The sequence below is a fragment of the Halomonas beimenensis genome, assembly GCF_002549795.1.
GTDB lineage: Bacteria > Pseudomonadota > Gammaproteobacteria > Pseudomonadales > Halomonadaceae > Halomonas > Halomonas beimenensis.
Map to the genome: position 1 here is coordinate 1,661,317 of NZ_CP021435.1, position 21,267 is coordinate 1,682,583.

The 21,267-nt window shown below is 68.1% G+C and carries 14 protein-coding genes; 11 read left to right on the plus strand and 3 right to left on the minus strand.

All coding sequences use genetic code 11. From position 1 onward, the window contains the following. Positions 1 to 26: 26 nt before the first annotated feature. A complete protein-coding gene (gene metG, locus BEI_RS07945) occupies positions 27 to 2,063 on the minus strand; it encodes a methionine--tRNA ligase (RefSeq protein ID WP_097789011.1) in 2,037 nt (678 codons plus the stop codon). A 435-nt stretch (positions 2,064 to 2,498) separates the two neighbouring features. On the opposite strand from metG, the gene BEI_RS07950 reads away from it, so the two are divergent. The 5 genes from BEI_RS07950 (at position 2,499) to BEI_RS07970 (ending at position 8,296) form a co-directional block, all read left to right on the plus strand. Next, complete coding sequence (locus tag BEI_RS07950) at positions 2,499 to 2,768, plus strand: hypothetical protein (protein WP_097789012.1); 270 nt, start codon at positions 2,499 to 2,501, stop codon at positions 2,766 to 2,768. Between the two features lie 196 nt (positions 2,769 to 2,964). After that, complete coding sequence (locus tag BEI_RS07955) at positions 2,965 to 5,787, plus strand: AMP-binding protein (RefSeq protein WP_227644642.1); 2,823 nt, start codon at positions 2,965 to 2,967, stop codon at positions 5,785 to 5,787. A gap of 99 nt (positions 5,788 to 5,886) precedes the next feature. After that, the gene (locus BEI_RS07960; protein ID WP_097789013.1) at positions 5,887 to 6,585 is read left to right on the plus strand and encodes a TVP38/TMEM64 family protein; all 699 of its coding nucleotides are present in this window, start codon (positions 5,887 to 5,889) and stop codon (positions 6,583 to 6,585) included. A gap of 40 nt (positions 6,586 to 6,625) precedes the next feature. Beyond that, a complete protein-coding gene (locus BEI_RS07965) occupies positions 6,626 to 7,657 on the plus strand; it encodes an outer membrane protein assembly factor BamB family protein (protein ID WP_193765180.1) in 1,032 nt (343 codons plus the stop codon). 99 nt (positions 7,658 to 7,756) lie between these two features. Further along, the gene (locus tag BEI_RS07970) at positions 7,757 to 8,296 is read left to right on the plus strand and encodes a cytochrome P460 family protein (protein WP_153045775.1); all 540 of its coding nucleotides are present in this window, start codon (positions 7,757 to 7,759) and stop codon (positions 8,294 to 8,296) included. A gap of 58 nt (positions 8,297 to 8,354) precedes the next feature. Here BEI_RS07970 and thiI read toward each other — a convergent pair whose 3' ends face one another. Then, positions 8,355 to 9,890, minus strand: a complete 1,536-nt coding sequence (gene thiI / locus BEI_RS07975) for a tRNA uracil 4-sulfurtransferase ThiI (protein WP_227644643.1) — start codon at positions 9,888 to 9,890, stop codon at positions 8,355 to 8,357. Positions 9,891 to 9,952: 62 nt separating this feature from the next. Beyond that, positions 9,953 to 10,234 carry a hypothetical protein gene (locus BEI_RS07980; RefSeq protein WP_097789016.1) on the minus strand — a complete coding sequence of 94 codons (282 nt, stop codon included), beginning with the start codon at positions 10,232 to 10,234 and terminating at the stop codon, positions 9,953 to 9,955. 388 nt (positions 10,235 to 10,622) lie between these two features. On the opposite strand from BEI_RS07980, the gene BEI_RS07985 reads away from it, so the two are divergent. From BEI_RS07985 to BEI_RS08010, 6 genes are all read left to right on the plus strand, one after another. Next, positions 10,623 to 12,512, plus strand: coding sequence for a TolC family outer membrane protein (locus tag BEI_RS07985; RefSeq protein ID WP_227644644.1), 1,890 nt, complete (start codon positions 10,623 to 10,625; stop codon positions 12,510 to 12,512). 58 nt (positions 12,513 to 12,570) lie between these two features. Beyond that, positions 12,571 to 14,739 carry a type I secretion system permease/ATPase gene (locus tag BEI_RS07990; RefSeq protein ID WP_227644645.1) on the plus strand — a complete coding sequence of 723 codons (2,169 nt, stop codon included), beginning with the start codon at positions 12,571 to 12,573 and terminating at the stop codon, positions 14,737 to 14,739. After that, positions 14,739 to 16,166, plus strand: coding sequence for an HlyD family type I secretion periplasmic adaptor subunit (locus BEI_RS07995; protein ID WP_097789018.1), 1,428 nt, complete (start codon positions 14,739 to 14,741; stop codon positions 16,164 to 16,166). The genes BEI_RS07990 and BEI_RS07995 overlap by 1 nt, the downstream gene beginning before the upstream one ends. A 35-nt stretch (positions 16,167 to 16,201) precedes the next feature. Next, positions 16,202 to 16,777, plus strand: coding sequence for a response regulator transcription factor (locus BEI_RS08000; protein ID WP_227644646.1), 576 nt, complete (start codon positions 16,202 to 16,204; stop codon positions 16,775 to 16,777). Between the two features lie 124 nt (positions 16,778 to 16,901). Further along, positions 16,902 to 20,828 carry a retention module-containing protein gene (locus BEI_RS08005; RefSeq protein ID WP_097789020.1) on the plus strand — a complete coding sequence of 1,309 codons (3,927 nt, stop codon included), beginning with the start codon at positions 16,902 to 16,904 and terminating at the stop codon, positions 20,826 to 20,828. A 93-nt stretch (positions 20,829 to 20,921) separates the two neighbouring features. Further along, a complete protein-coding gene (locus tag BEI_RS08010; RefSeq protein ID WP_097789021.1) occupies positions 20,922 to 21,257 on the plus strand; it encodes a tryptophan synthase subunit beta like protein in 336 nt (111 codons plus the stop codon). The last annotated feature ends 10 nt before the right edge of the window (positions 21,258 to 21,267 follow it).

Consider the following 21,267-nt stretch of genomic DNA (forward strand, 5'->3'; position numbering starts at 1 on the left):
CGAGGCCCCCTGTCCGGGAGGCGGGGTCAGCTGACCCGCTGGCCCGGCTGCGCGCCGGAATGGGGCTCCAGCAGGTAGATGCCCTCGTCGTCGCCGGCGGCCAGCACCATGCCCTCGGAGACGCCGAAGCGCATCTTGCGTGGCGCCAGGTTGGCGACCACCACCGTCAGGCGGCCCTCGAGGGCTTCGGGGGCGTAGGCCTGGCGGATCCCGGCGAAGACGTTGCGGGTCTCGCCACCCAGGTCGAGGGTCAGCCGGAGCAGCTTGTCGGCGCCCTCGACGTACTCCGCCTTGGCGATGCGGGCGATGCGCAGGTCGACCCTGGCGAAGTCGTCGAAGGCGATCTCCGGCGCGATGGGGGTATCGGTCAGGGGCCCCTTGGGGGTCTCCTTGAGTTTCTGCTCTTCCACCAGGTCCTCCTTCGACGCCTCGATCATGGCGTCGATGCGGTCGCGCTCGACCCGGGTCATCAGGGGCTTGAACTTGGCGATCTCGTGATCGAGGAGCAGCTCCTGGCGGCTGTCCCAGTCGAGGCTGTCGAGTTTCAGGAAGGCACGGGCGCCCTCGGCCATGGCCGGCACCACGGGGGCCAGGTAGACCATCAGCTGGCGGAACAGGTTGATGCCCACCGAGCAGATGTCGAGCACCTCCTGTTCGCGTCCGTCCTGCTTGGCCAGCACCCAGGGCTCGGCCTCGGCGATGTAGGTGTTGGCCTCGTCGGCCAGCTCCATCACCTTGCGCATGGCGCGGCCGAACTCCCGGGCCTCGTAGTGCTCGGCGATCTCGTCGCCGGCGGCGATGAAGCGCGCTACCAGCTCGGGCTGGGCGCAATGGCCCGAGAGGCGACCCCCGCCGAGCTTCTTGACGAAGCCGGCGCAGCGGCTGGCGATGTTGACCACCTTGCCGACCAGGTCCGAGTTGACGCGCTGGGCGAAGTCCTCGAGGTTGAGATCGAGGTCGTCGACGCCGGCGGTGAGCTTGGCGGCGAAGTAGTAGCGCAGGTACTCGGGGTTGAGGTGCTCGGCGTAGGTGGCGGCCTTGATGAAGGTTCCGCGGGACTTGGACATCTTGGCACCGTTGACGGTGACGAAGCCGTGGCAGTTCACCGCCGTGGGGGTGCGGAACTCGGCGCCGTGGAGCATGGCCGGCCAGAACAGCGCATGGAAGTAGACGATGTCCTTGCCGATGAAGTGGTAGACCTCGGCGTCGGAACCCTCCCGCCAGTAGGCGTCGAAGTCGATCCCCTCGCGGTCGCAGAGGTTCTTGAAGCTCGCCAGGTAGCCGATCGGCGCGTCCAGCCAGACGTAGAAGTACTTGCCCGGGGCATCGGGGATCTCGAAGCCGAAGTAGGGGGCGTCCCGGGAGATGTCCCACTCGTTGAACCCGGACTCGAACCACTCCATCAGCTTGTTGCGGATCTGGGGCTGGACATGGTCGTCGTCGATCCAGCCCTGCAGGAAGCGGGCGAAGTCCGGCAGCTTGAAGAAGTAGTGGGTGGAGCTTCGCACCTCGGGCGTGGCGCCGGAGATCGCCGAGACCGGATCGATCAGCTCCGCCGGGGTGTAGGTGGCTCCGCAGGCCTCGCAGTTGTCGCCGTACTGGTCGTCGGTGTGGCACTTGGGACAGGTGCCCTTGATGAAGCGGTCGGCCAGGAAGAGCCCCTTGACCGGGTCATACATCTGCTCGATGTCGCGGGTGGCGATATGCCCCTTGTCGCGCAGCCGGGTGTAGATCAGCTCGCTGAAGTAGCGGTTTTCCTCGGAGTGGGTCGAGTGATAGTTGTCGAAGGCCACCCCGAAGCGGGCGAAGTCCTCCTGGTGCTCCCGGGAGACCCGGTCGATCAACGCCTCGGAGGTGATGCCCTCCTGCTCGGCCCGCAGCATGATGGCGGTGCCGTGGGCATCGTCGGCACAGACGTAATGGCAGTCCTGGCCGCGGCTCTTCTGGAAGCGGACCCAGATGTCGGTCTGGATGTACTCCAGAAGATGGCCCAGGTGAATGGCGCCATTGGCGTAGGGCAGGGCGCTGGTGACCAGGATCTTGCGCGGGGCGGTGTTCGACATGGTGGCTCTGAGGTTCCCGTAAGCGTGGTGCACGGCGGCCGACTCGACGCCTGGGCGAAGTCGAGGCCGCCATGCGAAAGGTCCGTGAAATCAGGCTCCCGATTGTAGCATCTTCCTCGCCCGCTGCATCCGCCCGGCGACTCGCCGGGCGTCGGGGCGCCGGCTAAGCTGGCAAGGGCGGCCTCTCGAATCGCGTATCCCGTCACGGCCCGGACTCGGGGACACTCCCGGGTCAGGGCGCATCACGGAGGCAGGGTACTCGCAGTTGGGTCTAGCGAGGGGCGCCGGGGACAGGTCGAAGAGGGGGTCCTACGCCATGGATGGCGTCGGTAGCGCCCAGGGAGGGGTTCACAGCGCCCCCTCGGAGACCTGTCGACGGATCAGCCCCGAGCGAGAACGCTAACTGCGATAGCCCTGATCACGGAGGTAGATGCCATGTCCCCTCGTCGTTTCCCCTTCCTGCTCGGTCTCGCCGTGCTGCTGGCCGGCGGCGGCAGCGGCGCCATCGCGCCGACCTATACCAGCGAGAATCCCGACATCATGCGCATCGGCAACGAGCGACCCGCCGATCCCCAGGTGACCACCGAGCGCCTGGGCTCTTACTGCCTGGAGATCACCGAGACCTGGAGCGAGCAGGGTGCCACGCCCGACGGCCAGAAGCTCTGGGCCCTGGATACCCGGCGCAAGGTGGTGCCCTGCAACTGAGGCGGAGGCGGGCCGGGCGTGATCATCGGTCCGCACGGCTCATTCCCCAGCCTCTCCAACCCCCGCGTCGGAGAGGGCGGGGGCGGGACCAGCTCCCGGAGTGTGCTCCGGGGGATTCTCGTATGCCCCTCCGCTCCCTCAGGCGTTGGCAGGATCCTGGACAGGGGGACGAGGAGCGGTGAAGAAGCAAGGGCCCGTGAACGAATCGCCCGAGATCGACGAGGCCGGGCTCCTGGAGATGGTGTCGGCGCTGGTCAAGGAGATCCATGCCGATCACTCGGCGCCGGAGGCCTTGACGCTCGATAGCCGTCTCGAGAGGGACCTGGGCCTCGATAGCCTGGCGCGAGTGGAGCTGATCGCGAGGGTCGAGGCCGCCTACCGACTGAGCCTGCCCGAACGGACCTACACCGAGGTCGAGACGCCTCGCGACCTGTTGCGGGTACTGAAGGCGCGTGCGCCGTCGGTGCCTGCGGCGATGCCCGAGATCACGCCTTCCCCCCGGGAGCGCCTGGAGGCCCCCCCTCCCGAGCGGGCGCGGACCCTCGTCGAGGTGCTCGAATGGCATGCCCGGCACTCCGGCGAGCGCGTCCACATCCGCTTCTATCGGGATCGAGGCGACGGCGAGACCCTCCGCTACCGCCAGCTCCATGAGACGGCCCGACGAGTCGCCGCCGCCCTGCAGCTTCGGGGGCTCGAGCCGGGCGGGCCGGTCGTGATCATGCTGCCCACCGGGGCGGATTACTTCATGACGTTCTTCGGCATCCTCATGGCCGGGGGCATCCCGGTACCGATCTATCCGCCGGCGCGTCCGTCTCAGCTCGAGGAGCACATGCGACGCCATGCCCGCATCCTGGCGAATTGCCGGGCACGCCTGCTCGTCAGCGTTTCCGAGACTCGGCAGGCCGCCCGCCTCCTCAAGGGGCTGGCGCCGGACCTCCGACACGTCCTGACCGCTCCCGAGTTGCGTGACGCCCCGGAGCCGGCCTCGTTGCCCGAACCCTGTGCCGAGGATATCGCCCTGCTGCAATACACCTCCGGCAGCACGGGGCATCCCAAGGGGGTGATGCTCAGCCACGCCAATCTCCTGGCCAACATCCGTGCCATGGGACGCGTCATCGAGGGCTCATCCCGGGATGTGTTCGTCAGTTGGCTGCCGCTCTATCACGACATGGGGCTGATCGGGGCCTGGCTGGGGAGCCTGTACCACGCGGCCCTGCTCGTGGTGATGTCCCCCCTGACCTTCCTGGCCCGGCCGGAGCGTTGGCTCCGCGCCATCGAGCGCCATGGCGGCACCCTGTCCGCCTCCCCGAACTTCGGCTACGAGTACACCCTCCATCGATTGCGAGACGTCGACCTGGCGGGACTGGACCTCGGTTCCTGGCGGGCGGCGTTCAACGGCGCCGAAGCGATCAGCCCGGTCACGCTGGATGCCTTCCTCGCGCGGTTCGCCCCCCATGGCTTCCGGGCCGAGGCGATGACCCCCGTCTATGGCCTGGCCGAGTCCTCCGTGGGCCTCACCCTGTCGCCGCTTGACCGCCGGCCCGTGATCGACCGGGTCCAGGGCGAGGCCCTCATGCGCCGGGGACGAGCGCTCCCGGCGGGAGAGGGAGAGTCCGCACTGCGCTTCGTGTCCTGCGGGACGCCCCTGCCGGGCCATCAGATCCGGGTGGTAGGCCCGGCCGGCAATGAATTGCCCGAACGCCAGGAAGGGCGGCTGGAGTTCCAGGGACCCTCATCGACGACGGGCTACTACCGTGAACCGTCCACGACCCGGGAGCTGTTCGACGGTGAATGGCTCGCCACCGGCGATCTCGCCTACATCGCCGACGGCGAGCTCTTCGTGACCGGCCGCTCCAAGGACATCATCATCCGTGCCGGCCGCAACATCTATCCCGATGAACTGGAGAAGGCCATCGGGGACATCACCGGCATCCGCAAGGGCTGTGTCGCCATCTTCGGGGCGAGCGACCCGCGAACCGGCACCGAGCGCCTGATCGTGCTGGCGGAGACTCGCCTCGAGGGCGCCGAGCCGCGTCGACGACTCCGCGAACGCGTCAACGACCTGGCCGCCGACCTGATCGGCACCCCACCCGACGAGGTCGTCCTGGCGCCACCGGGCAGCGTGCTGAAGACCTCCAGCGGCAAGATCCGACGCAGCGCCAGCCGGGAGATGTACGAGAAGGGCGACATCGGCCCCAGGCGCCGTGCCCTGCCCTGGCAGGTCGCACGGCTATCGCTCCGGGCGGCCTTGCCGCAGGCGCGCCGCCTCGGCCGCCTGCTCATGGCGGCCCTCTATGCCTTCCATGCCTGGGTGGTCGGCCTGGTGATCCTGCCCGCGGGCTGGTTGGCCATCGTCGCGGCGCCGACCCTCGAAGGGCGGTGGCGGCTGCTGCACGGCCTGGCCCGTACCTGGCTCAAGCTGACGCGGACGAAGCTGACCGTCCGGGGGCGGGAGCACTTCACCGCCCTGCCCAGGCAAGCGGTGCTGGTGGTCAACCACGCCAGTTACGTGGATGGGCTCATGCTGGCGGCCGCCCTCGACAGCCCCGTGCGTTTCGTCGCCAAGGCCGAGTTCCGGGGAGCCTGGTGGGCCCGCCTGCCCCTCGAGCGGCTCGGGACGGCGTTCGTCGAGCGATTCGATGTCGGCAGGAGCGTCGCCGATGCCCGGCGTCTCGGCGAGGAGCTCGAAGCCGGCAAGCGACTGGCCTTCTTCGCCGAGGGCACCTTCACGCGCATTCCCGGGCTGCGCCCCTTCCATCTTGGAGCCTTCCAGGCGGCGGCCGCCGCCGGGGCGCCCGTCCTGCCCATCGCCCTTCGCGGGACCCGATCCATCCTGCGCTCGGGATCCTGGTTCCCCCATCACGGCGCCGTGACCGTGACCATCGGCGAGGCCATCGAGCCGGATGCCGGCTCCCGCTCCGATGACGCCTCGAACCTCTGGACGCAGGCGCTCTCGCTCCGCACCCGGGCCCGACGCTTCATCCTGCGTCATTGCGGGGAACCGGACCTCGATCGCTGATGGAGGCCGGCCGTTTGGCGGCCAGGGCTCGAAGCGCGGACCACTATACTGAATGGCAGGACGCGAGGTGATGAGGGCCGAGCGTCAGGGAGAGTGGCGATGAGCGTGCAACGGCGTCATGTGCGTCAGGCGCTACTGGGCCTGCTGCTCTTGCTGGTCCTGAGCTCGTTGGGGATCTGGCTGTACCAGCAGGGGCTGATCGACCCGGTGCGGCTGGAGCGGCTGAGCCTGCGGCTGGGGCCCTGGGGACCGCCGATGCTGGCCGCGGTGATGGCGCTCACCGTGGTGGTCGGTCCCATTCCCACCATGGTGGTGAGCGTCGCGGCGGGGATGATCTACCATCCCCTGGTGGCCTTTTCGCTCAGCATGCTCGGCGCCCTGGCCGGTGCCGGGATCAGCTTCTGGATCGCCCGCCTGTTGGGGCGGCCGCTCATCGAGCGCCTCTTCCGGGGCCATGTCGCCCTCTTTCCCGAATGCCCCCAGCACATCCTCTTCGCCATGGTGCTGCTGGCGCGGCTGATCCCCGTGGTGTCCTTCGCGCTGGTCAGCTATGCGGCGGGGCTCACGGTACTGACCACGGGGCGTTTCCTGCTCGCCTCGGGCCTGGGCATGGCGCCCATGACCCTGCTCTATGTGCTGGCGGGCAAGGGCATGGCCATCGACAGCGTCTGGGCGATCGGCACGGGCATCGTGGTGTTCTGCTTCCTGGTGGCCCTGCCGAAACTCGTCGACAAGGGCTGGATCCCGCTGCCGGAACGTTGGAAAGGCTTCATCGACCACCTGCGTCATCCCCACTAGCTTGAATATCGGTGATGGCTCATGGGGGAGATTCGATGGCATGAGGCCAGGCGTGTTGGCGATGGTGCTGATGGTGGCGGGCTGGCTGGGGCCGGTCGGCCCCGCGGCGGCGGCGGACTATCCCGAGAATCCGTTGGTGGCCGAGGCGGCGCTGTTCGCCTCTCGCCAGGGCGTGATGCGTTTCGACGCATCCTCCGACAGGCCCCGCTGGCGATCGCCGGCCGACGAGCAGACCTTCGAGCCGGTGTGGGCCGGCTGTCGCCTGCTGGTCGGCACCAGCGCCGGCCTGGTCGCCCTGGGGGCCGGGAGCGGCGACCTGCTCTGGCGACGCTTCGCCGACGCCACCGTCTTCTCCCCCACCCGGGACGGTGAGCACGCCTATGCCGCCGGGCGCGACGGGGTGCTGCGCGCCCTGACCGTCGAGGAGGGGCAGGTGCTCTGGACCCGCCGCTTCGAGGGTTGGATCTACCCGCCGGCCCTGCAGGCGGGAATGCTGGTCACCGGTGGCCAGGAGGGAGTGCTCGCTGGCCTCGACCCGGCCACGGGGGCCATCCGCTGGCGGCGCGACCTCGGCCAGGAGCTGGTGTATCGGCCCGTGGCGGAGGGTGATTCGGTCTACGTGACCACCTTCGCCGGCGAGGTGCTGGCCATCGATGCCGCCTCGGGCGCGGTGCGCTGGCGCCGGCGGGAGCCCGTGGCCGTCGCCAGCCCACGAGCCGGTAACGGCCGGCTCTATCTGCCGCGCTTCGACGGCGTCCTCCTGGTGCTCGACGCGGCCACCGGCCAGCGCCTCGCCCGGCGGCCCCTGGAAGACGACCTCATGGCCGTCCACCTCGACGAGGAGGCCGTCGTGGCCACCCATGCCGACGGCCGCGTCGTCGTGCTGGCTCCGGATGACCTGGCCGTGCGCTGGGAAGGGGAGCTGTCCGGGCCGCCGTCGGTCGGGGTCCGGCTGGTCGAGGGGAGCCTGCTCGGCGTGGTCGGGCCGGAAAGCCGGCTCGAATCCCGTCGGCTGCTGTCCGGAGAACGGCCCGCCGAGTCCACTGGCTCCCCGGTATCCGCTTGTCCCTGAACAGGATATCTGCCGACTGGCCTGTGTAAGGTTCGCCAGGCCTCCGCCACCAACCGTTGCAAGCCCCAATCTCACGAGACGGATGAATGGAGGTATGCCATGAAGGTCACGACGATGCTGGGAACCCTCGGCGCCGGGATGCTGCTCGGCACTCAGGTGGCCGCGGCGGCGCCTTTCGGCGGCGAGGAGGACACGGCCTACGCGGCCTCGCTCTGGAACGCCCTCAGCGAGGCCAACCTGGTCGGCGAGGGACGCACCATGTCCGCCCCCTACACCGGCCAGCATCCCCATGGGGCCATCCTCGATACCATCGACGGCGAGATCACCGTCGAGGGCACCACCGGGCCGGTGATCATCAAGCGCAACTACGGCGGGGAGGGCGTCAGCAAGCAGGAGGTCTGGGACGCCCCCGACGACTACCTCGGCGCGGTGACGGTGATGTTCAAGCGCGAGGGCTACGATCCCGACAACCAGGACTGGTTCTGGGTCAAGTACCTGCCCGGCGGCGAGCTGGACACCAACCCCCAGGGGGTGCCCCTGGCCGGACGAGTCGCCAAGGGCATGGACCAGGGCTGCATCGCCTGCCACAGCGCCGCCCCGGGCGGCGACATGGTCTTCGGCCACGACCGGATCCGGTGACAAGGCCCGACAGGGCGGGAAGCGACCCGCCCGGCGCCGTCGAATGGTGCGATCGCGCTCAGTCGGCGGGGGCGGTGCCGCGATAGACGCCGAAGTGATGCAGGCCACGGTCGGCGAGATGGAGGGCCTGCATCCGGCTCATCACGCCCTGATCGCAATAGAGCAGGTACTGCCGGTCACCGGGCAGCGCCGGGGCCCTGTCCTGGAGCTCATAGAAGGGGATGTGCATCAGCGGGACCTCGGGCAGGTCCAGCGGTGCCGCCTCCTGCTCGTCCGCGCGACGGATGTCGATCACGCAGGGCGCCTCCAGGCTGGCCAGGGCCTCCGGCGAGTCCACGGTCATGACCTCGGTCGGCGGCGGGGTCGCCTGGTCATCGAGGAGGCGATCGACCCGGGTGGTCACCGCCGCCGTCAGGGCGTCTTCCAGCACCTGGAAGTCGAAGCCGGCCTCGGCTGCCTCGATGTCCTCCCTGGCGGCCTTGTTGTGCGGACGGCGGGAGATCACGCCGCAGTACTCGGGCATGACCTCGGCGAAGCGGGCCGTATCGAGGATCCGAGCCTGGTCGATGATGTCCTGCTTGTCGTCGGTGAGAACCGGGCGCAGGATCGGCAACTCGCTGGCGGCGTCGATCATGCCCAGGTTATGCAGCGTCTGGCTGGAGACCTGGGCGATGGCGTCGCCGGTCACCAGGGCCGGGATCCCGGCACGTCGGGCCACGCGTCCCGCGGCCCGAACCATCATGCGCTTGAGCACGACGCCCATGAGGCCGTCGGGGATGGTGCGCAGGATCTCGCCGACCACGTCCTCGAACGGCACCGAGATGAACTTCACCTTGTGGGACGTGCCGTAGCGCGCCCAGAGATGGTGGGTCACCTCGCGCACTCCGGCCTCATGGGCGGGGCCACCCAGGTTGAAGAAGAGGAAGTGGGTCTTCACCCCGCGGCGCAGCATCTTCCAGGCGGCCACCGGGGAGTCGAAGCCCCCGGAGATCAGCGCCAGCGCCTGCCCCTGCATGCCCAGGGGATAGCCGCCGAGCCCCTGCCAGCGGGCGCGGATCACCTGCAGGCGGCGATCGTTCAGCTCTACCGGCACCACCACGTCGGGATGCTTGAGGTCCACCCGGGCATCCGGGGTGGCGGCGAGCAGGCGGCTGCCGAGATGCCGTTCGATGTCGGCGGAGGTGAAGTCGTGCTGGCCGCGGCGCTTGGCCTTGACCCGGAAGCTGCGTCCGGCGATCGCGGGGCTCCACAGGGGCACGATGCGGTCGGCGGCCTGATCGAGGCTGTCGAAGCGCACTTCCTCGGTGGCCAGGATCTGGTGGATGCCCGGAATGCGAGGCAGGCCGTCCTCGACGGCGGCCACCGTGTCCGGGGTCGCGTCCTCGGGCAGGCGAACCCGCACGGCATCCCACTGGCCCTTGACGCGGATGCGCTCGTCATGACGGCGCAGGGTGTTGCGGATGTTGGCGGTCAGGCAGCGAGTCATCTGCTGGCGGACCGAACGGGACTTGATGGTGATCTCGGGGTGGAGCTTGAGCAGGTAGAGCATGCGACGCAGCGTTGGAGGGGTGTCGCGCGATTGTACCAGTTGCACGGGGCGAGCGCAGTCGGGAGAGGCGCGTCGCGGCGCCGCTGTTCGCGCCTCTCCCCGGCCGATCAGTAGAGCGCCTGTTCCTCCCGCACCACTTCCTTCAGCAGTTCCAGGAAGAGGCGGTCGGCCTCGGAGTGCTCGCCGGGGTCTTCGGGGATGTGGACGCTGGTGGTGGCGGAGATCTCGTTGGCGATGCGCGCCATCACGTCCGTCTGGTCGCCCTCGCCGAGCTGCTGTCGGGTGATCGCCAGGGACTGCTCGAGGATCTGGGGATCCTGCAGCAGTTTCTTGATGAAGCTGCGCAGCTCGTTGATGACACGAGTCTTCTGGATTTCCGATGAGGTCATGGAGAGCTCCTTTGTGCGGGCCGGATCGGGACGTGTCGACGATACCATGTTTGCCGGGTGCCGCGTGAGAGGGCGCCGCCTTCCCGCCTTGTACGTCTTTTCCTACAGGAAGGATCGGCATGCTCTTACGTTTAATCCACGTTGCCGGGGTGGTAAACGCGGACAAGTCCGTTACGCTGTGTAACAATATGTATTTCTAATACGCTCGCATTAGCGACGCCCCCTGTTCGACTGGGGCAGGTCACTCGAATGGGACTATGTTGCTAACACGGTCCGACAGCGGGCCAGCCAGACCAAACGGCCGCCAGGATGACAGGACCACAACCACAAGACGCGTCCTGGGCCACACAAGATAAAGGGAACGATCATGCAACGCTCGAGCGCCATCATGTCATCACGCATCGCCGGTGGGCGCCTGCTTCGCGGGCTCACCGTCGGTGCCAGTCTTTCCTTGCTGCCGCTCACCGCGGCGGTGGCCCAGTCGCTACCCGAGGGACTGATGTCGCCGGGCTCGGCGAATCTCCAGGGGGTCGTTCAGGAAGCGATCGCCACCAATCCCGAGGTCCAGGCGGCGTGGCGGGAGTTCCAGGCCTCCGGACATGATCGTCGGGCGGCCTGGGGCAACTATCTGCCCAGCGCGGACGTCAACGCCGGGGTCGGACGCGAAGACCGTGAAAACGATGCGCGGGGAAGCTATGACACCGACTACGCCGAACTGACCCTGACCCAGATGCTCTACGATGGCTTCGCCACCCAGAGTGAAGTCGAGAGGCTCGACCGGGCCCAGCTGGTGCGCTACTACGAGCTGCTTGGCGCCAGCGAGGACATCGCCCTGGAGGCGGTCCGCGCCTACCTCGATGTGCAGCGCTACCGGGAACTGGTGCGTCTGGCCCAGGACAATTACCGCCAGCACCTGGAAGTCTTCAACCAGATCGAGCAGCGCGTCATGTCCGGTGCCGGACGCCGTGTCGACCTCGAGCAGATCAGTGGCCGCCTGGCCCTGGCGGAATCCAACCTGATGACCGAGGCGTCCAACCTCCACGACGTGACGGCCCGCTACCAGCGAATCGTCGGCGAGCTGCCGGCCGCCTCGTTGGCACCGGCACCCAGCCTCGGAGACAGCCTGCCGGGGGATGTCGCCCAGGCTCTCGACCTGGCCTTCCAGGGCAGCCCGGACTTCCATGCCGCCATCGAGAACATCGCCGCCTCCCGGGCCGAACGCCAGGGCACCCAGGCCGCCTTTCAGCCGCGCCTGGATCTGGTGGGGCGCACCGGCACCTACAAGGACGGGGACACGGGCAGCATCCTCTCCCCCGACCAGCGCCAGGACCGGCACAGCATCGAACTGGTGGCGAGCATGAACCTCTACCGTGGGGGCAGCGACCTGGCCAGCTTCCGCGCCGCCACCGATCGGGTCGAGCAGGCGATCCACCTGCGCGAGAAGGCCTGCACCGACGTGCGTCAGACCACCCAGATCGCCTACAACGACACCCGGCGACTGCGCGAGCAACTGGCCTACCTCAACGAGCACCGCCAGTCCACCAATCGGGTCCGCGGTGCCTATCAGCAGCAGTTCGACATCGGCCAACGCACCCTGCTGGACGTCCTGGATACCGAGAACGAGTACTTCGAGGCCAGTCGGGCCTACGTCAACGCCCAGTACGACGTGGCATTGGCCGATGCCAGGACCCTGGCCGCCATGGGCCGCCTGACTCAGGTCCTGGACGTGCGTCGCGACGACGTGCCGACCCTGGCGGAACTCGGCAGCGACGGGGTCAGCCTGGACCCGGAGACGCTGTGTCCGGCGCCGGGGCCCACGGGCTACACCCTCGCCGACTTCACCGCCGGCATCACCGCTCCGCCCACCCGGGCACCCGACGTCACCCTGTCCGCCGATGCCCTGTTCGACATCAACAGCGCCGAACTCAGTCCCGAGGCGAGGCGCGAGCTGACGGCGCTGGCCGAGCAGATTCGTCGGCGCAACGACCTGGTTCGGGTCTATATCGCCGGGCATGCCGATTCCACCGGCACCGATGCGATCAACGAGCCTCTCTCGCGTCGTCGTGCGCAGAGCGTAGGGGATTACCTGGTCTCCCAGGGCGTGGAGGCTTCCCTCATCCAGACCGAGGGCTTCGGTTCCCGCCGGCCCGTGGCCACCAACGCCACGGTCGAGGGCCGTCGCCAGAATCGCCGGGTGGAAGTGACGCTGGAGCGCGTCGGGGAGAATCTCGACCTCGGCCAACGCCAGCCGCTCGCCGGTGGTCGGTACCCGGGGTGAGGGACGGACAGGGCGCGGGCTGCCCCGGTGATACCAACGCTCGACCGCAGAGGTGCGCGTGACACATCAGGAAACGCTCGGGGAGGACGTGACCGCCGGCTCGGCGGTGAGGGATGAACTGCTGGAATGCCTGCAGACCGTCGCGCTGATCCATGACCATGCCGTCGGCGCGGATGCCCTGACCGCCGGGCTGCCCCTGGAGGAGGGGCGGCTCACGCCGTCGGTCTTCCCGCGAGCCGCCGCCCGGGCCGGACTGACGGCCCGCATCGTCAAGTCGCGCCTGGTGCAGCTCAACCCCGCGCTCTTCCCCGTCGTGCTGCTGCTCGAGCCGGGGCGGGCCTGCGTGCTCCTGGGCGTGGATCTGGCCAGTCGCCGGGCCCGGGTGGTCTTTCCCGAGCTGGGCGAGGCCGAGTCCGAGGTCGATCTCGATGGCCTCCAGGCCAGCTACAGCGGCCAGGCCATCTACGTGCGTCCCCGCTTCCGCTTCGATGCCCGGGGGGCGGAGATCGGGCCGGAGCGACGTCGGCACTGGTTCTGGGGCGTGATCCGGGAAAACCGCCGACTCTATCGCGACGTGATCGCCGGCTCGGTGGCGATCAACCTCTTCGCGCTGGCGATGCCGCTGTTCGTGCTCAACGTCTACGATCGCGTGGTGCCCAACCATGCCACCGAGACCCTCTGGGTGCTGGCGGTGGGCGTCTTCCTGGTGCTGTGCTTCGACCTGGCCTTGCGGCTGATGCGCAACGCCTTCGTGGATCTCGCGGCGAGCCGGGCCGACGTCAAGCTCTCGTCGACCCTCATGAGCCAGGTCTTGGGCCTGCGGATGGCGGCCCGTCCGGCCTCGACCGGGTCCTTCGCAGCGACCCTGCAATCCTTCGAGTCGGTCCGGGCCTTCATCGGCTCGGCGACGGTGGTGGGCCTGGTCGACCTGCCCTTCACGCTGCTCTTCGCGGCGATCATCGCCTTGATCGGCCCCGTCCTGGTGATCCCGGTCCTGGTCGGGATCGTCTTCGTGCTGCTCTATGCCCTGGCGGCCCAGGGCAAGCTGCATGAACTGTCGGAAACCACCTGGCGGGTCAGCGCCCAGCGGAACGCGACCCTGGTGGAGTCGGTCTCCCAGCTGGAGACCCTCAAGGCCCTGAGAAGCGAGAGCCGCATCCAGGGCATCTGGGAGCGCGCCTCCGCCTTCCTGTCGCGCACGGCCGCCCAGTTGAGGCTGATCAGCTCTTCCGTCTCCAGCGTGGCGCTCTGGGCACAGCACAGCGTGGCCGTGGCGGTCATCATCATCGGGGTCTACCTGATCATCCAGGGCGAGCTGACCCAGGGAGGGCTGATCGCGGCCTACCTGCTATCGTCCCGGGCCATGGCGCCGGTGAGCCAGGCCGCCGCCTTGCTGACCCAGTACCATCAGGCCTCGACCGCCCTGCAGTCCCTCGACGGGGTGATGCAGCTTCCGGTGGAGCGTCCGGAAGGGCAGCGATTCGTCGATCGGCCGGTGGTGCGGGGGGAGATCCGTTTCGACAAGGCGAGCTTTCGCTATCCCGACGAGCGGCGGGACGCCTTGAGAGAGGTGTCGGTGTCGATCGAGCCCGGGGAGAAGGTCGCCCTGCTGGGCCGGGTGGGCTGCGGAAAGAGCACCCTGAACAAGCTGGTGCTGGGGCTGTACGAGCCCACGGCCGGCGCCGTGCGTCTCGACGGTGTCGACATTCGCCAGTTCGACCCGGTCCAGCTTCGCCGCCACATCGGCTATGTGCCCCAGGACGTGAGCCTCTTCTATGGCTCGCTGAGGGACAACGTCCTGGCCGGTGCCGGCAGCGACGGTGTCGACGACGACACCCTGTTGCGCGCCCTTCGTCTGAGCGGATTGAACGAACTCGTGGATGGCCATCCCGACGGCGTGGACCTCAACGTCGGGGAACGGGGCCAGCGACTGTCGGGGGGGCAGCGTCAGCAAGTCGCCATCGCCCGGGCGCTGGTCCAGGATCCCCGGATCCTGCTGCTCGACGAGCCCACCAGTTCCATGGATCACTCCGCTGAGGAAGCCTTCAAGGCCCGGCTGCGGGAGTTCGCGAGGGGCAAGACCCTGGTCCTCGTCTCCCATCGCACCTCCTTGCTGACGCTGGTCGACCGTATCGTGGTCATCGATGCGGGGAAGGTCGTGGCCGACGGTCCCCGTGACAAGGTCGTCGAAGCCCTGCGCAAGGGACAGATCGGGAGGGCGGGCTGATGACCTCTCCGAGACCCGATGCCGAGCAGCGTGGCTTCGAGGCCATCGGTCGCTTCTCGACGGTCGGCCGCAAGCCGCTGCGCGCCTTCGTCGATCGGCTTTTCGCCCGTCGCGTCACCTCGGCCCACCTCGATCGTGACTGGGCGAGCGATGCCGACTGGGCGCGGCTCCAGCAGGACCCGCTGCGCGCTCGGGCCTTCCTGTACGTCGTCCTGCTGGCGCTCGCGACCCTGCTCGTCTGGTCGGCCTTCGCCACCCTCGACGAGGTGACCCGCGGGACCGGGCGAGTCATCCCCTCCAGCCAGCTGCAGCGGGTGCAGTCCTTCGATGGCGGCGTGGTCCAGGAGATCCTGGTCGAGGAGGGGGATCGCGTGGAGGCAGGCGAATTGCTGATGCGGATCGACCCGACTCGCTTCCTCGCGAACTTCCGCGAGAACCGGGCCAAGGCCCAGGCGCTGGAAGCCCGCGCCGAGCGCCTGCGCGCCCTGGTCACGGATTCCGAGTTCACGCCCTCCGCGACCCTGCGTGCAGAGGCGCCGGGCATCGTGGAACAGGAGAGGGAGCTCTACCGGAGCAACCTCGAGGCCCTGGAGGAGCAGAGGAGCGTCCTTCGCGAACGATTGGCCCAGCGCCGCGCCGAGCTGGACGAGGCGAGGTCCCGACGGGACACGGCGGGCCGGGAGCTGAACATGGCCAGCCGGGAGCTCAACCTCACTCGCCCCTTGCTGGATTCCGGGGCGGTCTCCGAGGTCGAGGTCCTCCGCCTCGAGCGGGAAGTGTCGCGGGCCAGCGGCGAACGCAACCAGGCCGCCGCCCAGATGGAACGGCTGCAGGCGGCCATCGAGGAAGTCCAGGCCCAGCTGCGCGAGGTGACGCTGGAGGCCCGCAACGAGTGGCGCAACGAGCTCTCCCAGACGCTTGGCGAGCTGTCCGCCCTGGACGAGTCGAGCACCGGTCTGGAGGACAGGGTCCGGCTGGCGGAGATCCGCTCGCCCGTCGACGGCGTCGTGCAACGGCTGGGCATCACGACCCTGGGCGGGGTGGTGCAACCGGGACAGGAGGTGGTGGATATCGTGCCGAGCGACGATGCCCTGCTGGTGGAGGCCAGGATCGCACCTCAGGATATCGCCTTCCTGCGACCCGGGCAGCCGGCGACCATCAAGCTCACCGCCTACGATTTCGCCATCTACGGAGGCCTCGACGCCGAGCTCGACCATATCAGTGCCGATACCATTACCGACGATGAGGGTAATACCTTCTACCTCGTGCGGGTCCGCACCGAGGAGGGGGGCAAGCAGCACGAGGCACTGGACGTGATCCCGGGGATGACCGCGCAAGTGGATATCCTGACCGGGAAACGCACGGTCATGCAGTATCTGCTCAAGCCGGTGTTGCGGGCCTGGGACAATGCCATGGGAGAACGATGATGGGGCAGTGGTTCGTTTGCAGGGGACATGACGAGATGCCTCGCTGGCGCGAGGCCTTTCCGGACGCCGAGCGGCTCGATCCTTCGCTGGCACGCACTCGAGTGCAGGCGGGCGATCGCGTCTGGGTGATGGCCAGCCTGGAGCAGTGGCCGGCGCTGGTCACGGCGCTGAGCCGGCGCGGCGCCATCCTCAGCGTGCTGAGCTATCGTCCCGAGTCGAGGGAGGCGTTCCTGGCGCTGAGTGCCGGTGCGCGTGGCTATGCCCATGCCTTGTCCACCCCGGAGCTGCTCAGGCAGCTGGAGACCGTGGTCACCCATCAGGGCATCTGGGTCTGGCCGGAGCTGATGTCCCAGGTGGTGGGCGGTGCCTTCCGGGCGCTCGGCGGGGAAGCCGGCCTTGAGCAGGGGGTGCTGGCCGAACTCACCGACCGGGAGCGGGACGTGGCCCTGGCCGTGGCGGAAGGGTTGAGCAACAAGGCCGTGGCGGGACGCCTGGCTATCACCGAGCGAACGGTGAAGGCCCACCTCGGCGCCGTCTTCCGCAAGCTCGGGATCCGCGATCGCATGCAGCTGGTCCTGAAGCTATCCCGTCAGGAGCAGGATGTCCTCTAGCCCGGCACCGACCTGTCCATGGGTCCAATACCTGAGACCCACCCCCTGACCTAGTCTGAAGGTATCAACGACCAGTGATGGCGCCAGATCGCTGGCTGATGTCACTCATCAGGGGGAAGGGACTATGACCATCGCAACCGTGGTGTCCATCACCGGCCAGGCCTGGGCGCGTGATGCGGATGGCGAGCTGCGCGAGCTGAGCGTCGGCGACAGCCTGCAGGAAGGCGAGATCCTGGTGACCTCCGACAACGGGCGCGTGGTGCTCGATTTCGGTGACGGTCTGGAGCCCACGGCCGTTCCCGGCGGGGAAGAGGTCGCCATGACGCCGGAGCTCGCCCTCGATGCCACGGTCTCGGCGGAAGAGGCCAGTGCCCAGGATGAGGATCTCGAGGCCCTGCTTGCTGCCCTCGAGGAAGGCGAGGGCGACCTGCTCGAGGACCTCGAGGCCACCGCCGCCGGGGCCGGTGGCGGCGGCGGCAGCGATGGCGGACACAGCTTCGTCCGCCTGGCCCGCATCAGCGAGAGCGTGGATCCCCTGGCCTTCGGCTTCGGCACCAACAGCCTGGAGGGAGCGGATCAGGTAGAACTCGATCCCACCCTGGCCGCCGCGGAACCCGCGGCCCCGGAGCCCGATGACATCCCCAGTGTCGATACCCAGGATCTCGACGGCGATGGCGACACCGTCTGGGAGGCGGCACTCGAAGGTGGCAGTGCCCAGGGCGGTGAAGGAGGTGAGGCCGGCCCCGGCATCTCGACCACCACCGCCGGCGCCCTGCAGATCGATACCGGCGGTGACGCCCTGGCGCTGATCGAGGTGCAGGACGCCAACGGCGACTGGATCGCCATCGACAGCGCCGGGACCCTGGTGCAGGGCGCCTACGGCACCCTGAGCGTGGACCCGGACGGCAGCTGGAGCTACACCCTCGACGCCAACACCCTGGACCATGACGACCCGACGGCCACCGGAGCCGGGGACCAGGTGCAGGACCCGTTCGCGGTGCGGGTGACCGACGACGACGGCGACGTCTCGCCGGAGGCGACCCTGACCATCGACGTCAACGACGACGGGCCGGTGGCCGCCGATGACGGCGTCGACGGCGCGGTGGCCGAGGACGGCAGCGTCGAGATCGACGTGTTCGCCAACGACGCCGCCGGGGCCGACGGCGTGAACCTGGCGACCGGCATCGCCCTGGCCAGCGGGCCGAGCCAGGGCAGCGTGGTCTACAACGGCGACGGCACCTTCACCTACACCGCCGATGCCGGGGCCGAGGGCAGCGACAGCTTCACCTACACCCTGACCGACCGGGAGGGCGACACCTCGACGGCCACGGTCACCCTGACCATCGCCGAGGACTCCACGCCGACGGTGGCCACGCCCGACCTCAACGAGGACGGCGACGTGGTCTGGGAATCCGCGCTGGCCGGCGGCAGCGGCGGCGGCACCACGACCACCGCCGGCACCCTGCAGATCGACACCGGCGGTGACGCCCTGGCGCTGGTCGAGGTGCAGGACGCCAATGGCGACTGGATCGCCATCGACAGCGTCGGGACCCTGGTGCAGGGCGCCTACGGCACCCTGAGCGTGGATCCGGACGGCCGCTGGAGCTACACCCTCGACGCCAACACCCTGGACCATGACGACCCGACGGCCATTGGGGCCGGGGACCAGGTGCAGGACCCGTTCGCGGTGCGGGTGACCGACGACGACGGCGACGTCTCGCCGGAGGCGACCCTGACCATCGACGTCAACGACGACGGGCCGGTGGTCGCCGATGATGACGTGGCCCTGGTCGAGGACGGGGCCACCGATACGGCCAGCGGCAATGTCCTCGACAACGACGCCTCCGGGGCCGATGCGCCGGCGAGCTTCGTGGCCTGGGGCGAGAATGCCGAAGCGATCTCGGTATTGTCGCAGTACGGCGAGCTTTCGCTCGATGAGGATGGCGGCTATCGGTTCGTGCTGCACAATGATGCCCCCGCCGTCCAGACGCTGACCGCCGAGGACAGCATCAGCGAGACGCTGACCTACACCATGCAGGACGCCGACGGCGACACGCGTGAGGCCAGCCTGACGCTCACCCTCACCGGCGCCGGGGACAGCGCCGCGGTCACCGTCGCCGCCCAGGGCGCCGACAGCACCGTCTACGAGGCCGGCCTGTCGCCGGACGGCTCGAACGCGGAGGCCGACAGCGAGACGGCGACGGGCAACTTCGGGGTGTCGGCTACCGATGGCATCGCCAGCGTGACGGTAGGCGGCACCACCTTCACCCTGGCCGAGCTCAAGGGCTTCACCGACGCCTCACCGTCGGCTGCGATCGATACCGGGGAAGGCACCCTGGTCCTCACCGGCTACCAGAGCGGCGATGGCGACCAGAGCGCCACGCTCCGCTATGCCTACACCCTGACCTCGGCCCAGACCCACGGTGAGGCGGGCAACGACACGCTGAGCGACACCCTGGGAGTGTCGGTGACCGGGGCCGGGGGCTCCAGCGCCAGCGGCACCCTGACCATCGACATCGTCGATGACGTGCCCACGGTGAACGGTGCGGACGCGAGCAAGACGTTCAACTACACCGGCTACATCGCCGTAGGGGCCCTGGACTATGCCACCGGTGCAGACGAACTCGGTGGTCTTGTGTTCCGGGGTTTCGAGGATGGCAATCAGGGGGGGCTGAGCGATGGCACTACCCTGATGAGCTCTGACGGCAACCCGGTCTACTGGTTTGGGGAGGGAACCGACACTCTCGTGGGTAAACTCGAGAGTGGTGAAGAGGTCTTCACGGCTTCCTTGAACGGTGATGGTTCCTACTCTCTTACGGTCCACCAGGGCATCGATGCGATCAGCCAATTCGGCATCGTGGATATCGGCGATATCGGGATCAGTGGTGGTAATGGCGAGTCATTCATCGTCGGGGCCGGTTCCCCGGAAACCGATGACGATGTTCTGGTGACCGCGGTCCAGCTGGGAGGGACGATCAACACCTCGGCAGGAGATATCGGGACGGACAGTCAATGGGTCGAGCCCTCTACCGGCATCCGATTCGAGTTCGTGACCGATATCCAGTCGGATGGGAGTCATGACGGAGCCCGAGTGCTGACAGGGGCTGCCGTCGATATCGCGGATGTCAAGGGGGGCGCCACCCAGACAAACGTCTTGCTGGCCCTTTATGAAGCCGGCAGTGCGCTCTTTTCTTCTCAGAGCGAGCTTCTCGATACGGTCTCGGCGATTCGTTATGTCTCGGACGGTCAGTTGATCGAGCTTGAAGGTGCCGCAGACATTCAGGCGGCTCTGGACTCGGGAAGTCTACACTTCGTCACGGATTATACGGTGTCGGGTAAAGGAGGCGATTATCTGGTCTCGGGGCTCGTGATCGATGGGGTCGATGAACACAGCTCCGTCGGCATCGCCACCGATCAAGGCTTCGACACGCTTGAAGTCGTGAATCACGAAAGCGCTTGGTTTGCCGTCAATGGCCTGGATGGAGCTGCCATCACCCATGAGCCCGTGGATATCGGCTTCGATTATGCCGTCCTGGATGGTGATGGCGACGAGACGGATTCCGCGAACTTCACCGTGACGCTGGATCCCTCCCTGGTAGGAAGTGATGGCAATGACGTTCTGACGGGCAGTGATTTCGATGAATTGCTGCTCGGAGCCGAGGGGAATGACACCCTCGAGGGTGGGCTAGGTGCGGACGTCTTCGCATGGAGCCTGGGTGACGAAGGCTCTGCCGTCAGTCCGGCCGAAGATAGCGTCAAGGATTTCACCCTCGGCACCTTCGGGACGGAGGCCAACGCCGACAAGCTGGACATCGCCGACCTGCTGTCCGGGATGTCCAGCGGGGATGACCTGTCCCGCTATCTCCAGGCCACCGAGGATACCTCCAGCGGTACGACCACGTTGCACATCAGCTCGGCGGGCAACATGAGCGCCGGTGATGTCAGCAATGCCGATCAATCGATCGTCCTGGAGGGCGTCAGCATGGGGGGCCTCGATCAGGCCGCCTTCCTTCAGAGCCTGATCGACGACGGCCAGCTCGATATCGAGTGATGCCCCCGTGCCCGGCGCTTGCCGGGCGCACTTGTCGACCGGCCAGCGCCTGCCTACCATGCGGCACAGGCGATCCGGCGAGGGAGTCCAGCCATGTATGTCCAGCGCGATGACCAGAGCCGCATTCGGCTCGTGAGCCGTGAAGCCACGGCGGAATGCCGCGAGTACCTCGCTGCCGATTCCCCCGAGTTGCTGAGCTTCCTGACGGAAGAGACGGTGGGCAAGAGCGCGGCGCGCTTTCATGCCTCCGACCTGGCCTTCGTCCGGGTCCTCGAGGACGTGATCGCCCTGCTGATGGACAAGGGCGTGATCAGCTTCACCGAACTTCCCGAGGCCGCACAGGACAAGGTCATGGAGCGCCAGTCCCTGCGTCGTCGTCTCAATGGCTTGCAGCTCGTCGCCGGAAGGGAGGATGACGACGTCATCTGACGGCTTCGGC

What these genes read in the sequence shown, in the direction of transcription:
- metG (WP_097789011.1), bottom strand. Translation starts at nt 2,063, where the DNA reads ATGTCGAACACCGCCCCGCGCAAGATCCTGGTCACCAGCGCCCTGCCC.
- BEI_RS07950 (WP_097789012.1), top strand. Translation starts at nt 2,499, where the DNA reads ATGTCCCCTCGTCGTTTCCCCTTCCTGCTCGGTCTCGCCGTGCTGCTG.
- BEI_RS07960 (WP_097789013.1), top strand. Translation starts at nt 5,887, where the DNA reads ATGAGCGTGCAACGGCGTCATGTGCGTCAGGCGCTACTGGGCCTGCTG.
- BEI_RS07965 (WP_193765180.1), top strand. Translation starts at nt 6,626, where the DNA reads ATGAGGCCAGGCGTGTTGGCGATGGTGCTGATGGTGGCGGGCTGGCTG.
- BEI_RS07970 (WP_153045775.1), top strand. Translation starts at nt 7,757, where the DNA reads ATGAAGGTCACGACGATGCTGGGAACCCTCGGCGCCGGGATGCTGCTC.
- BEI_RS07980 (WP_097789016.1), bottom strand. Translation starts at nt 10,234, where the DNA reads ATGACCTCATCGGAAATCCAGAAGACTCGTGTCATCAACGAGCTGCGC.
- BEI_RS07985 (WP_227644644.1), top strand. Translation starts at nt 10,623, where the DNA reads ATGTCATCACGCATCGCCGGTGGGCGCCTGCTTCGCGGGCTCACCGTC.
- BEI_RS07995 (WP_097789018.1), top strand. Translation starts at nt 14,739, where the DNA reads ATGACCTCTCCGAGACCCGATGCCGAGCAGCGTGGCTTCGAGGCCATC.
- BEI_RS08000 (WP_227644646.1), top strand. Translation starts at nt 16,202, where the DNA reads ATGCCTCGCTGGCGCGAGGCCTTTCCGGACGCCGAGCGGCTCGATCCT.
- BEI_RS08005 (WP_097789020.1), top strand. Translation starts at nt 16,902, where the DNA reads ATGACCATCGCAACCGTGGTGTCCATCACCGGCCAGGCCTGGGCGCGT.
- BEI_RS08010 (WP_097789021.1), top strand. Translation starts at nt 20,922, where the DNA reads ATGTATGTCCAGCGCGATGACCAGAGCCGCATTCGGCTCGTGAGCCGT.